The sequence below is a fragment of the Aeromonas popoffii genome, assembly GCF_000820025.1.
In the GTDB taxonomy this organism is placed as follows: Bacteria; Pseudomonadota; Gammaproteobacteria; order Enterobacterales; family Aeromonadaceae; genus Aeromonas; species Aeromonas popoffii.
Window position 1 is genome coordinate 20,146 of record NZ_CDBI01000051.1, and the last position, 12,132, is coordinate 32,277.

14 protein-coding genes are annotated in these 12,132 nt (G+C 59.1%); 7 read left to right on the forward strand and 7 right to left on the reverse strand.

Annotation, left to right across the window (positions count from 1 at the left end; all coding sequences use genetic code 11):
• Nucleotides 1-36 precede the first annotated feature (36 nt).
• Nucleotides 37-1,641: a peptide ABC transporter substrate-binding protein gene (locus tag BN1129_RS09945; RefSeq protein WP_042036154.1), complete on the forward strand. Its 1,605-nt coding sequence runs from the start codon at nt 37-39 to the stop codon at nt 1,639-1,641.
• A 113-nt stretch (nt 1,642-1,754) separates the two neighbouring features.
• A complete protein-coding gene (locus BN1129_RS09950) occupies nt 1,755-2,054 on the forward strand; it encodes a hypothetical protein (protein ID WP_042036155.1) in 300 nt (99 codons plus the stop codon).
• Between the two features lie 70 nt (nt 2,055-2,124).
• Here the strand turns inward: BN1129_RS09950 and BN1129_RS09955 are convergent, their stop codons facing one another.
• The 5 genes from BN1129_RS09955 to BN1129_RS09975 all read right to left on the reverse strand — a co-directional run bounded on the left by BN1129_RS09955 (nt 2,125) and on the right by BN1129_RS09975 (nt 5,058).
• Nucleotides 2,125-2,544, reverse strand: coding sequence for a DUF4426 domain-containing protein (locus tag BN1129_RS09955; RefSeq protein WP_042036157.1), 420 nt, complete (start codon nt 2,542-2,544; stop codon nt 2,125-2,127).
• A gap of 18 nt (nt 2,545-2,562) precedes the next feature.
• Nucleotides 2,563-2,862, reverse strand: a complete 300-nt coding sequence (yggU, locus tag BN1129_RS09960) for a DUF167 family protein YggU (RefSeq protein ID WP_042036158.1) — start codon at nt 2,860-2,862, stop codon at nt 2,563-2,565.
• On the reverse strand, nt 2,862-3,413 hold the full coding sequence (locus BN1129_RS09965) for a YggT family protein (protein WP_042036160.1): 552 nt from the start codon (nt 3,411-3,413) through the stop codon (nt 2,862-2,864). The genes yggU and BN1129_RS09965 overlap by 1 nt, the downstream gene beginning before the upstream one ends.
• A gap of 28 nt (nt 3,414-3,441) precedes the next feature.
• On the reverse strand, nt 3,442-4,266 hold the full coding sequence (gene proC, locus BN1129_RS09970) for a pyrroline-5-carboxylate reductase (RefSeq protein ID WP_042036162.1): 825 nt from the start codon (nt 4,264-4,266) through the stop codon (nt 3,442-3,444).
• A 90-nt stretch (nt 4,267-4,356) separates the two neighbouring features.
• Nucleotides 4,357-5,058 carry a YggS family pyridoxal phosphate-dependent enzyme gene (locus tag BN1129_RS09975; protein WP_042036164.1) on the reverse strand — a complete coding sequence of 234 codons (702 nt, stop codon included), beginning with the start codon at nt 5,056-5,058 and terminating at the stop codon, nt 4,357-4,359.
• Between the two features lie 39 nt (nt 5,059-5,097).
• On the opposite strand from BN1129_RS09975, the gene tapT reads away from it, so the two are divergent.
• The 3 genes from tapT to yaaA are packed head-to-tail and all read left to right on the forward strand — an operon-like array spanning nt 5,098 to nt 8,075.
• Nucleotides 5,098-6,132, forward strand: a complete 1,035-nt coding sequence (gene tapT / locus BN1129_RS09980; protein WP_005320466.1) for a type IVa pilus ATPase TapT — start codon at nt 5,098-5,100, stop codon at nt 6,130-6,132.
• Between the two features lie 28 nt (nt 6,133-6,160).
• On the forward strand, nt 6,161-7,270 hold the full coding sequence (gene tapU, locus BN1129_RS09985; RefSeq protein WP_042036218.1) for a type IVa pilus ATPase TapU: 1,110 nt from the start codon (nt 6,161-6,163) through the stop codon (nt 7,268-7,270).
• A gap of 31 nt (nt 7,271-7,301) precedes the next feature.
• A complete protein-coding gene (gene yaaA / locus BN1129_RS09990; protein ID WP_042036165.1) occupies nt 7,302-8,075 on the forward strand; it encodes a peroxide stress protein YaaA in 774 nt (257 codons plus the stop codon).
• A gap of 189 nt (nt 8,076-8,264) precedes the next feature.
• Here yaaA and srmB read toward each other — a convergent pair whose 3' ends face one another.
• A complete protein-coding gene (srmB, locus tag BN1129_RS09995; RefSeq protein ID WP_042036167.1) occupies nt 8,265-9,488 on the reverse strand; it encodes an ATP-dependent RNA helicase SrmB in 1,224 nt (407 codons plus the stop codon).
• Between the two features lie 128 nt (nt 9,489-9,616).
• On the opposite strand from srmB, the gene BN1129_RS10000 reads away from it, so the two are divergent.
• Nucleotides 9,617-10,327: a tRNA1(Val) (adenine(37)-N6)-methyltransferase gene (locus tag BN1129_RS10000; protein WP_042036169.1), complete on the forward strand. Its 711-nt coding sequence runs from the start codon at nt 9,617-9,619 to the stop codon at nt 10,325-10,327.
• A gap of 235 nt (nt 10,328-10,562) precedes the next feature.
• Entirely contained in the window at nt 10,563-11,825 is a 1,263-nt protein-coding gene (gene brnQ / locus BN1129_RS10005; protein WP_042036170.1) for a branched-chain amino acid transport system II carrier protein, read from the forward strand.
• A 74-nt stretch (nt 11,826-11,899) separates the two neighbouring features.
• Here the strand turns inward: brnQ and BN1129_RS10010 are convergent, their stop codons facing one another.
• Nucleotides 11,900-12,130 carry a hypothetical protein gene (locus tag BN1129_RS10010; protein WP_042036171.1) on the reverse strand — a complete coding sequence of 77 codons (231 nt, stop codon included), beginning with the start codon at nt 12,128-12,130 and terminating at the stop codon, nt 11,900-11,902.
• Between the last annotated feature and the right edge of the window lie 2 nt (nt 12,131-12,132).

Here is a 12,132-nt window from a genome sequence, read left to right on the forward strand (position 1 = left end):
TTTTCTCCCCGCTTCACACTATTTGAAGGATTAGCCATGAAAGGATGGAGTCCCTTGTTGGCCCTGCTGGGCTGTGCCTGTATCCAGGCAGCCGATGTTCCACCCGGCACTCAACTCGCAGCCGAGCAGGCCGTCGTGCGTCATCTGAAGGATGAACCGGCGAGCCTGAGCCCGCTCAAACTGGTCGGCCTGCCCGAACTGCAGGTATTGCGGGATCTCTACGAGGGGCTGTTGACCCAGGGGCCGGACGGCAAGGTGCTGCCTGGCGTAGCAGCGAGCTGGGACAACAAGGACAATCAGCAGTTTACCTTCCATCTGCGACCGGATGCACGCTGGTCCAACGGTGACAAGGTCAAGGCCGCCGACTTCGTCTACGGCTGGCGCAAACTGGTTGATCCGAAAGAGGCCGCGACCTTCGCCTGGTTTGCCCAGCTGGCCCGCTTCGACAAGGTGGACGAGATAGTGGCCGGCAAGCTGGCCCCCAGTGAGCTTGGGGTCAAGGCTCTCGATGAGCACACACTGCAGGTGACCCTCTCCCAGCCTGTGCCCTATTTCCTGAGCCTGCTGACCCACCCCAGTCTGTCGCCACTGCATCAGGCCAGCATGGAGCAATATGGCAACCAGTGGACCCAGCCAGGCAAGCTGGTCGGCAACGGCGCCTTCGTGCTGAGCCACCGGGTGGTGAACGAGAGGCTGGAGCTGACCCCCAATCCCCATTACTGGGACAGGGCCCATACAGTGCTGACCCGGGTTACCTTCGTGCCCATCAACCAGGAAACCGCCGCCACCAACCGCTACCTGGCCGGGGATCTGCACATCACGGAATCCTTCCCCAAGGAGCAATATCACAAGCTGATGCAGCAGATCCCGGGTGAGGTCTATACCCCGGATCAACTCGGCACCTACTACTACGCCTTCAACACCCAGCTGCCACCGCTGAACGATGTGAGGGTGCGCAAAGCGCTCTCCTACACCATTGACCGCGACCTCATCGCCGCCAAGGTGCTGGGCACCGGCGAGAAACCGGCCTATCACTTCACCCCGGACGTGGTGGCCGGTTTCGAGCCCAAGGCCAACCTGCTCTCCAGCAGCAACCAGCAGACGCTGGATGAGAAGGCCAAAGCGCTGCTCAAGGAGGCTGGCTATGGCCCAGACAAGCCGCTCAAGCTGACACTGCTCTACAACACGGCGGAAATTCACAAGAAGATGGCGCTGGCCATCGCCAACCTCTGGAAACAGAAACTGGGTGCCCAGGTCGAGCTCACCAATCAGGAGTGGAAAACTTATCTCGACAGCCGCCAGAGCGGCCAGTTCGAGGTGATCCGCTCTTCCTGGGTGGCCGATTATAACGACCCCTCCGCCTTCCTAGGTCTGTGGGGCTCCCACCACAGCGGCAACATGGCTCGCTTCGCCAACGCCGGCTACGATGCCCTGCTGACCAGGGCGGCAAGCAGCCAAGATCCCCGCGAGCGGGCCCAGCTGTTCGACCAGGCCGAAACCATATTGCAGGATGAAGCGCCGATCACGCCCATCTATCAGTACACCAATGCCCGGCTCATCAAGCCCTGGCTCAAGGGCTACCCCATTAACAACCCGGAGGACGTGGCCTACAGCCGCCAACTCTACCTCATCAAGCACTGATCCTGCCCGGGGCTGGCCACTCGTCGGCCCCGCTTCCCCTCTGTTCATGCTCACGTTTTCGGCATAAAATACCGCCCTTCACCCTCTCCCCACCCTCTTGTCGTCGGTTTGTTATGCGCTATGTATTGATGATCACCCTGTTGATGACACTGCCCGCCCAAGCGGCCAGCGAGTCACAATGCCGTCAGGCCTTCATCGACTGGATGCTGGCCCAGCAAAAACAGTTCAGTGATCGCAAGGCGAGCAAAATGGAGCGGCGCAGCGCCGAGCGGGCCATCGATCAGGTGCGTGACGAGCTTGCCAGGCAGGAGAGCTTCTGCCAGGCCATGGAGTGGGTGAAGCACAACCGGGATCAGGATCCTCGCTTCACCCCGCGAACGGGCGAGATCCACGACTTTGCACCAGCCAGCTGACGCCACATCATGAAAAAAGCCCCGAACCTGAGTTCGGGGCTTTTTCTATTCGGTAATCAGGGCAACAGCCTCAGTCGACGTAGAAGGTCTGCTGGAAGGTGAGCGTCTGTTGCTGCCCCTCCCCCATGATCTTCAGGGTGAACTGGTAGGTATCCTCATTGCGATAGGGCAGCACCGCCAGATAGTAGATGGCGTCCCCCTCCTTGACCTCCTGGAAGGTCAGAGTACGTAGGGTGCCGGTGAGGTTCTTGGCCTCACCCGTGATACCCACCGCCTGCGCCACGCCCTGCTTGTTCTGCACAGCGATATTGATGATGCCGTTGTAGCGACTGCGTTCCAGACCGTAGGCCTTGGCCACGTCCGGAGTGAGGAAGCTGGAGTTGAAGGCACTGTAGTGCACCTGCCAGGGGCCCAGTTCCTTCATCTGCTCCGCACGCAGCGGCAAGGTCATCAGCAGTGCCAGCAGGCAGCTTATCCAGGCTGTTTTCATGGTGTCATCCTTCTCGTGTTAACCCTGAGTCTCCAGCAGGGTACTGATCTCGGCGGGGATCTGCTTCGGCGCCTCGATGGCAACCGTCTTGTGCCGTCCCAACTCCCCGCGCACTATGCGAACCTGCCCCTTGGCCACCTTGAACTGCTTGGCCAGATACTTGATCAAGTGGCTGTTAGCCTGGCCATCCACCGGCGGCGCCGTGATGGCCACTTTCACCTCGTCGCCATGCAGTCCGACGATCTGATCCCGACTCGCCTTGGGCTGGATCATCAGATGCAATATCAGCTCGTCCCCTTCCCGCAGGACGGCTGGCATCAAATCATCCACCACAGCTGGCCGAACAGATCACCCAACACATAGTTTATGGCCTGCAGCCCGATAAAAGCGACCAGCACGGAGAGGTCCAACCCGCCCAGCGCCGGCAGGATGCGACGAATCGGGGCCAGGAAGGGCTCGGTCAGTTGGTGCATCACGTATTCGATGGGATTGCGACCCTGGCTGACCCAGCTCAGGATGGCACGGATCAGCAGTACCCAGAAGATCATGGAGCCCGCCTTCTTCAGCACGGTCAGGGCGGCAAACAGGCTGATGGTGAGCCAGTCGGCCACCAGCACGTTCATGCTCTTGAGCAGTGCCAACTTGGCGAAGGCGATGAGCAGCGCCAACAGCACCGAGGCCATATCCAGCCCACCGAAGCCCGGAATGACCCGGCGCAACGGTATCACCAGCGGATTGGTCACCTTGATCACCATCTGGCTCATGGGGTTATAGAAGTCGGCGCGGGCCCACTGCAACCAGATGCGCAGCAGCAGCACCATGAGGTAGATATCAAAAATCGTATTAATCAGAAAATAAGCTGTGTTCATCTGAGCTCCAGCGGTAAGAGAAAAGTGTTCAGAAAAGCGTTTCCATCTCGGCGGCACGTGCGACGGCCGCCTGCATGGCGTGAGCGGTCAGCGGCATCAGCCCCTGCGCCTGGAATGTCTTGATGGCCTCGGCGGTCGTGCCCCCCTTGCTGGTCACCTGCTCACGCAGGGTTTGCAGCGACAAATCGGGATTTTGCTCTACCATGGCAGCGGCGCCAAGCGCGGTCTGTTGCACCAGCAGGCGCGCCTGCTCGGGCGAAAAGCCCATGGCTTGCGCTTCCTCTGCTATCGCTTGCATGAACAGGAAGAAGTAAGCCGGGGCACTGCCCGCCGCCGCGATGACGCCGTTGATGCCAGACTCCTGCGCCACCCAGAGGGTCTTGCCCACGGCTTGCATCATCTGCTCGGCAACGTCGCGATCTGCCTGTTCAACCCTGGGGGGGGCATAGAGGCCTGTCATGCCCAATCCCAGCAAGGAGGGGGTATTGGGCATGGTGCGGATGATGCGAGCGTGACCGCCCGCCATCTCGCCAAGGCGTGCCACCTTGATGCCGGCGGCGATGGAAATGAGCAGCTTGCCCGCCAGTGACCCCAGCTCATCAACCAGCGCACTCAGCATGCCGGCCATCAGCTGGGGTTTGACCGCCAGCACTATGACATCAGCCTCGCGGGCCGCCTCGGCATTATGCTGGGTGACGCGGATGCCATAGTCGCTCGCCAGCGCATCCAGTTTGGGACGGCTGGGATTGGCGGCTATGATACGCTCGGCCGGATAACCCGCCTGGATCAGGCCGGCAATGATACTGCGGCTCATGTTGCCTGCACCGATAAAGGCGAGGATTCTTTGCTGCATCAAACACTCCTGTTGCTGAAATAGCTGCGGATACCTGCACTGCCTGCGCCGATAAAGGCGAGGGTTCCATATTGCATCAGGTGCTCTTGCTTAGGAATAGTCACGAGCACCGAAGATGGCTGTGCCGACCCGCACCATGGTGCTGCCATGGACGATCGCCAGCTCAAGATCCTCTGTCATGCCCATCGAGAGGGTATCGACGCTCGGGTATTGCCGCGCAAGCTCGGTGAACAGAGTCTGCATGCGTACCATCTGGGCAGCCAATACCACCTCGTCACTGGTATGCTCCGGGATGGCCATCAGCCCCCTTAATACCAGCCGCTCGCTGCGTGAGACCAGCTCGGCCAGCCGGAAAATCTCTTGCTCAGACGTTCCGGATTTGCTGCTCTCTCCGCTAATATTGATTTGCAGACAGACATTTAGCGGCGCCAACCCGTCAGGACGCTGGTTGTCGAGACGCTCGATCAGCTTGTCTCTGTCCACACTCTGTACCCAATCGAACCGTTCGGCCACCAGCCGGGACTTGTTCGATTGCAGCGGGCCGATAAAGTGCCACTCGATATCGCTATATTCCGGCTGCTGGCGCAAGGTATCTATCTTGGTGGCCGCCTCCTGGGCATAGGACTCACCGAAGCGGCGCTGGCCGGCGGTGTAGGCCTCGCAAATGGCCTCAAGTGGCTTGGTTTTACTGACCGCAAGCAGGTGGATGTGATCGACACAACGACCCGACTTGCTCGCGGCTTGTACAATACGCTCCTTTACCTGAAGCAGGTGCTGGGCAATTTGGCTCATATTTCGTTAGTGATCTTGTGATGGGAGAATGACAAATCTATGGATATCACAGAGTTATTGGCTTTCAGTGTAAAGCATAAAGCCTCGGATCTACACCTCTCGGCCGGGGTTCCCCCGATGATCCGGGTTGATGGTGAGGTTCGCAAGATCAATTTGCCCGCCCTGGAACACCGGGAAGTGCATGCCCTCATTTACGACATCATGAACGACCACCAGCGCAAGGAGCTGGAGGAGAACTTCGAGGTCGACTTCTCGTTCGAGGTGCCCAATCTGGCCCGCTTCCGGGTCAACGCCTTCCAGCAATCGCGCGGTTCGGGGGCCGTGTTTCGTACCATCCCCAGCACGGTACTGAGTCTGGAGGATCTCGATGCCCCCGAGATCTTTCGCAAGATCTCCGAATACCCCCGCGGCCTGGTGCTGGTGACAGGCCCGACCGGCTCGGGCAAGTCCACCACACTGGCGGCCATGGTCAACTACATCAACGAGAACTTCCACCACCACATACTCACTATCGAAGACCCCATCGAATTCGTACACGAGAACAAACGCTGTCTGGTGAACCAGCGGGAAGTACACCGCGATACCAAGAGCTTCAGCAACGCCCTGCGCTCGGCACTGCGGGAAGACCCGGACATCATACTGGTGGGCGAGATGCGCGATCTCGAGACCATACGTCTGGCCATGACGGCGGCCGAGACGGGCCACCTGGTATTTGGCACCCTGCACACCTCGTCAGCGGCCAAGACCATAGATCGTATCATCGACGTCTTCCCCGGCGCGGAAAAAGACATGGTGCGATCCATGCTCTCTGAATCCCTGCGCGCCGTCATCTCCCAGACCCTGCTCAAGCGGATCGGCGGTGGCCGGGTGGCGGCCCACGAGATCATGATGGGCATACCCGCGGTGCGCAACCTCATCCGGGAAGACAAGATCGCCCAGCTCTACTCGGTGATCCAGACCGGGATGACCCACGGCATGCAGACCATGGATCAGAGCCTCAAGCAACTGGTCAGTCGTGGCGTGGTGGCCTCCCTGGATGCCAAGGCCAAGGCGGTCGACCCCAACAGCGTTTAAGAGCCTCAAACCCAGGGAGGGATAAATGATGAATCTGGATGATCTGCTGACCGAGCTGGTCAAGCGAAAGGGGTCGGATCTGTTTGTGACGGTGGGCTCGCCGCCCACCCTCAAGGTGAATGGCCATCTGGTGTCGCTGGGGGGCGAGGCGCTCGACAAGAAGGGGGCGCTGGCGCTGGTCAGAGATACCCTCAGTAGCGATCACTTCGAGCGCTACATCCGCACCAAGGAAGCTAACTACGCCATCCACCGCGAAGATCTTGGCCGTTTTCGGGTCAGCGCCTTCTGGCAGCAGGAGTTGCCTGGCATGGTACTGCGCCGCATCGAGACCCGGATCCCGACCTTCGACGAGCTGACCCTGCCCCCCATCTTGCAGGAGGTGGCCATGGCCAAGCGCGGGCTGGTGCTGTTTGTCGGCGCCACCGGTGCGGGCAAGTCCACCACCCAGGCCGCCATGATAGGGTTTCGCAACCAGCATGCCGATGGCCATATACTGACAGTGGAAGACCCGGTGGAGTTCGTACACCAGCACGGCCGCAGCCTGATCACCCAGCGGGAGGTGGGGATAGACACAGAGTCGTTCGACGTGGCACTGAAGAGTTCGCTGCGCCAGGCGCCGGACGTGATCCTCATCGGCGAGATCCGAAGCTCTGAGACCATGGAGTTTGCGCTGCAATTTGCCGAGACGGGTCACCTCTGTCTCGCCACCCTGCACGCCAACAATGCCAATCAGGCACTGGATCGCATCCTCCACCTGGTGCCGCAGGAGAAACACCGACAGTTTCTGTTTGATCTCTCCTTCAACCTGCGCGCCATCGTGGCCCAGCAACTGCTACCGAGCGTGGACGGTCGCCGCCGTTTTGCGGCCTTCGAGGTACTGCTCAACACCCCGCTCATTACCGACATCATCCGCAAGGGGGAGATGCATCGCCTCAAGGAGGTGATGACCAAGTCCACCGAGCTCGGCATGCAGACCTTCGATCAGGCGCTGTTCACTCTGTTCTGTGCTGGCCAAATTGGCTACAGTGAGGCCCTTGCCCATGCCGACTCCGCCAACGACCTGCGACTGCTGATAAAGCTGTCCGGCCGTGAGCAGCTGGGTGCAGGCACACTCGACAACGTCACCCTGGATGAATGAGGGGCGTGTGTCACCGCTATAAAGGATCGTTATGCTGATTGTGGTTTCCCCAGCCAAAACGCTGGATTACGAGTCGCCTCTGGTGAGCTCCCGTTTCACCCAACCCGAATTGCTGGATCACTCAGCCGAGCTGATCACCCGGGCCCGCCAGCTAACGCCGGATCAGATCGCCAGTCTGATGAAGATCAGCGACAAGCTGGCCGGCCTCAACGCCGCCCGCTTCGCCCAATGGCAACCTGACTTCCACCCAGGCAATGCCCGCCAGGCACTGCTGGCGTTCAAGGGAGATGTCTACACGGGGCTGGCGGTGGAGGATTTCAGCGACGCGGATCTCGATTTTGCCCAAGGGCACCTGCGCATGCTGTCAGGTCTCTATGGCGTGCTGCGTCCGCTCGATCTCATGATGCCGTATCGGCTGGAGATGGGGACCCGGCTCGATAACAGTCGCGGCAAGGACCTCTACCAGTTTTGGGGGGATGTGATTACCCAGCACATCAATGCAGCGCTGGCGGCGCAAGGGGACGAGGTGCTGATCAACCTGGCCTCTGACGAGTATTTCAAGTCGGTACGAGCGAAAGCCCTGAAGGGCAGGATCGTCACCCCAGTTTTCAAGGACGAGAAGAACGGCCAGTTCAAGATCATCAGCTTTTACGCCAAGAAGGCGCGTGGCATGATGGCCCGTCACATCATCAAGCACCGGCTGACCGAGGTGGAACAATTGACCGGCTTCAACAGCGATGGTTACTACTTCGTGCCAGAAGAGTCTGACGCTCAGACCCTGATGTTTAAACGCGCCGAAAATTAATTACAGAAAGAGGGAACCAAATTCAGGATCCCCGGGTCTGAATACATGAATCCTCTGTTGTAAGCACTTTTTATCAGCCGACGTTTATACGTCGGCTTTTTTCTGCACGCTATCCGCGAATACAGGCACATTCACCACAGGCAACAAGCAAAACGGCCATCCGAGGATGACCGTTGCTGCAGGCATGGCTTACTTCTTTTTCTTCTTGGCACTCTTCTTCTTGCCATCCTTCGGCTTTTTCTTCTTCACCGGTACCCGCGCCTCTTTGTGCTTGGGACGCAGTTCATCGATCACCCGGCGCTTGAGGCGCTCTTCGGTGTAACGCTCTATCTTGGCGACCATGCCCATGTCGTGCGCCTCCACCAGGCTGATGGCACAGCCACGGTTGCCGGCACGGCCAGTCCGACCGATACGGTGCACATACACATCGGTGCCATAAGGCATGTCGTAGTTGATGACATGGCTGACGTTGGGCAGGTCGATGCCACGGGCAGCGACGTCGGTAGCGATGAGGAAAGGCACTTCGCCCGCATGGAACTTGCGGATCGATTCGATGCGCTTGCTCTGCTCCATCTCGCCACGGATCCAGGCGCAGGAGACGCCGGCAGCCTGCAACTGGCCGGAGAGCTCCGCCAGCCGTTCACGGGTTCTGACAAAGACGATGGCTTTCTGGGTTTCAGGATCCTTGAGGATATGCACCAGCAGGGCCAGCTTGTGGGCGGCATCATCGGCCAGATGCACCCACTGGGTGATGGGGCGACGCTCACTGCGGGGCGGCTCGGCGTGCAGCTCCACCGGCTCGTTGAGGATCTCGTTGGCAAACTTCTCAAGACCAGCCCCTTCCAGGGTGGCGGAGAACAGCATGGTGTGCTTGCGATAGCGCGCCTCGGCCACGATACGATTCACGTCTTTGATGAAGCCCATGTCCAGCATGCGATCCGCTTCATCCAGCACCAGCACCTCGATGTCGTGGCTCTCGAACTCCTCTTTCTCGATGTACTCAAGCAGACGACCCGGGGTCGCCACTACGATGTCGGTGGTCTTGGTCAGGGCTGGCAGCTGCTCGTCGTGGCTGACGCCACCGATGATGGTCTCGATGCTGAGGTTGGTGTGCACCGCCAACGCCTTGGCGTGGGCGGTGACCTGCAGGGCCAGCTCGCGGGTCGGGGTCAGGATCAGCATGCGGCACGGACCCGGCTTGCGGCGCGGGAAGTCCAGCAGATGCTGCAGGGCGGGCAGCAGGAAGGCGCCCGTCTTGCCGGTACCGGTCGGAGCGGATGCCAGAATATCGCGGCCGTCCAGGGCTGGCTCCAGCACCATCTGCTGGATGGTGGTGGGGCGGGTGAATCCCATCTCGGCCAAGGCCCGGTTGAGGGCTGGATTCAGGTCGAAATCATCAAAGGACTGGCTCATGGCAATACTCGGTCATTAAGGAAACGGCAGATTATAGGCGATTATGTCGTCGGCTCCTATGGGGACTGTGGCTTAGTCGCTATAATCGCCGACCATTTTCTGTGTAGCCGGCATATGGTGGGGGTCAGATGGGACGAAATAGTGGTTTTACCTTCAAACAGTTTCATATCGAGCACGACCGCTGCGCCATGAAGGTAGGCACGGATGGCATACTGCTAGGCGCCTGGGCACCGGTTGCCAACGCCCACCGGGTGCTTGACATTGGCACAGGCAGCGGCCTGATTGCACTGATGCTGGCCCAGCGCAGCCGATCCGACTGCCTCATCGACGGGGTGGAACTGGATAGGGATGCAGCGACACAGGCGCGCGCGAATGTGGCCGCCTCCCCCTGGACCTCACGGGTCAACATAGTGGAAAACGCCATTCAAGATTATCAGGCCACTCGCTACGATCTCATCGTCTCCAACCCGCCCTATTTCTCGGCAGGCCAGTCATTTAGCGATCAGGCCAGAGCGCTGGCCCGCCATACAGGGGCGCTCGGCAGCCGGGATCTACTGGCTGCGTGCCACCGTTTGCTGAGCGCTGCCGGGCAGGTGGCGCTGGTGCTACCGACCGCCATGGCCGATGAAATTTTATGCATCTCGGCGGATTATGATCTGTATGGTGTTTGTTATACAGCTGTTATCACCAGAGTAGGTAAAGAGGCAAATCGTGTTTTATTGCTACTTGGCAGAGGATTAAGCAGGTGTGAGCAGGGTGAGATTGTGATCCATTCTGCTGATGGAGCCTATTCCGACAGATACATCCAACTGACCCACCCCTTCTATTTGAAGATGTAAATTTCGTCTTGAACTATTTTTTCACGCCATTATGCTGACTCTCAAACGAGCGCCCGCTCCAGACCAGCTCAAACCACTGGTTGTGATGAAAAAACACGCGGGGCTCTTTTTTTTACCCCCGAACAACGCCGGTCACTGACCAATAAAAAACTATAACAAGCAATAGTTTACAAGACAGACGAGGTTGAACTTGACGAAATCACTCACATTATCCGATGTACTCGGATTGGGCTTCATGACCTTTGCCTTCTATCTGGGCGCCGGTAACATCATTTTCCCGCCGCTGGCTGGCTACATGGCAGGCGAACACCTCTCCCTGGCCATGCTGGGCTTTTTGGTGACCGCCGTGGGCCTGCCCCTCATCACCATCCTCGCCGTCGCCAAGGCGGGTAATGGCTGGGCTGGCATGACCAAGCTGCTGCCTGCCGGTGTTGCTACCGCGCTGGCCGTTGCCATCTATATCATTATCGGCCCCGCCTTTGCTGCGCCCCGTACCGGTCTGGTTGCCTACGAGATGGGAATCAAGCCTTTCATCGGTGATATGGGTCAAGCCGGTCTGGCAGTCTATACCGTGATCTTCTTCGGTATCGCCATGTTGGTCTCCATGAACCGGGGCAAGCTGATGGATGCCGTCGGCAAGTACCTGACCCCGCTGTTGATGCTGCTGCTGCTGACCCTGGCCGTGGGTGTGTTCATCGCGCCACAAGGTACAATGCCAGCTGCGTCCGGTGACTACCAGAACGGCCCCTTCGTGAAAGGGATCCTGGAAGGCTACAACACCATGGACACCCTGGCGTCCCTGATGTTTGGCGCCCTGATCGTTGATCTGCTGCGTCAGAAAGGCATCCACGACTACAAGAGCCAGTTCAAATATCTGGCCATCGCCGGCGTCATCTCAGCCATCGGTCTGTCCGTGGTCTATATCTCCCTGTTCCAGCTGGGTAACACAGCGGCCGGGGTAGCCACCGATGTCAGCAATGGCGGCGCCATCGTCAACGCCTATGTGTTGAGCCTGTTTGGCCAGCCGGGTCAGTTCATCCTGGCGGCCATCATCACTCTGGCCTGCTTCACCACAGCCGTGGGCCTCATCTCCGCCTGCTCCGACTTCTTCCATAACCTCACCGGTGTGGCTTACAAGAAGCTGGTCGTGCTGCTGGGCACCATCTGCGCCATCGTCGCCAACGTGGGCCTGAGCCAACTCATCAGCCTCTCCATTCCCGTGCTGGTTGCCATCTATCCGGTCGCCGTAGCCCTGGTGCTGGTCACCTTCCTGAAGGGTTACTTCGGTCGTCCTCGTCTGGTGTTCCGCTCCGTCTTGATGGTGGCATTCCTGTTCGGTTGCCTAGATGGTCTGGGCGCTGCCGGCATGAAGATGGATGCCTTCGCCTTCCTGCCGCTGTTTGACAAGGGGCTAGCCTGGTTGCTGCCAACCCTGCTTGCCTGTGGCCTTGGCATTGTGATGCGTTCCAATGAGAAGCTGGCTGCCGAAGCCGCCTGACCACCACTCTCAAACCAGTAAAAAAGAGGCCAGCATATGCTGGCCTCTTTCATTTCTCTGATTTGTCATCGATTTCAAAGCAGGGGCTCTACCGGTTTGGGCCTGCCTTCCAGGCCATACCAGTGGGTCTCAATCCGACCGGCATGCCATTGTAAGGTGCCCCAGGGACTCTCTGCCTGCCAGCGCGGAAAGCTCACCACCACCTTGTTGTCATCGTACTTGTACAGCGAGGTGTTGATCTGGATATCAGACAGGATGAGCAACAGTGCCCAGCCGATGAAGAACCACTTCAGCGCTTTCCACATAA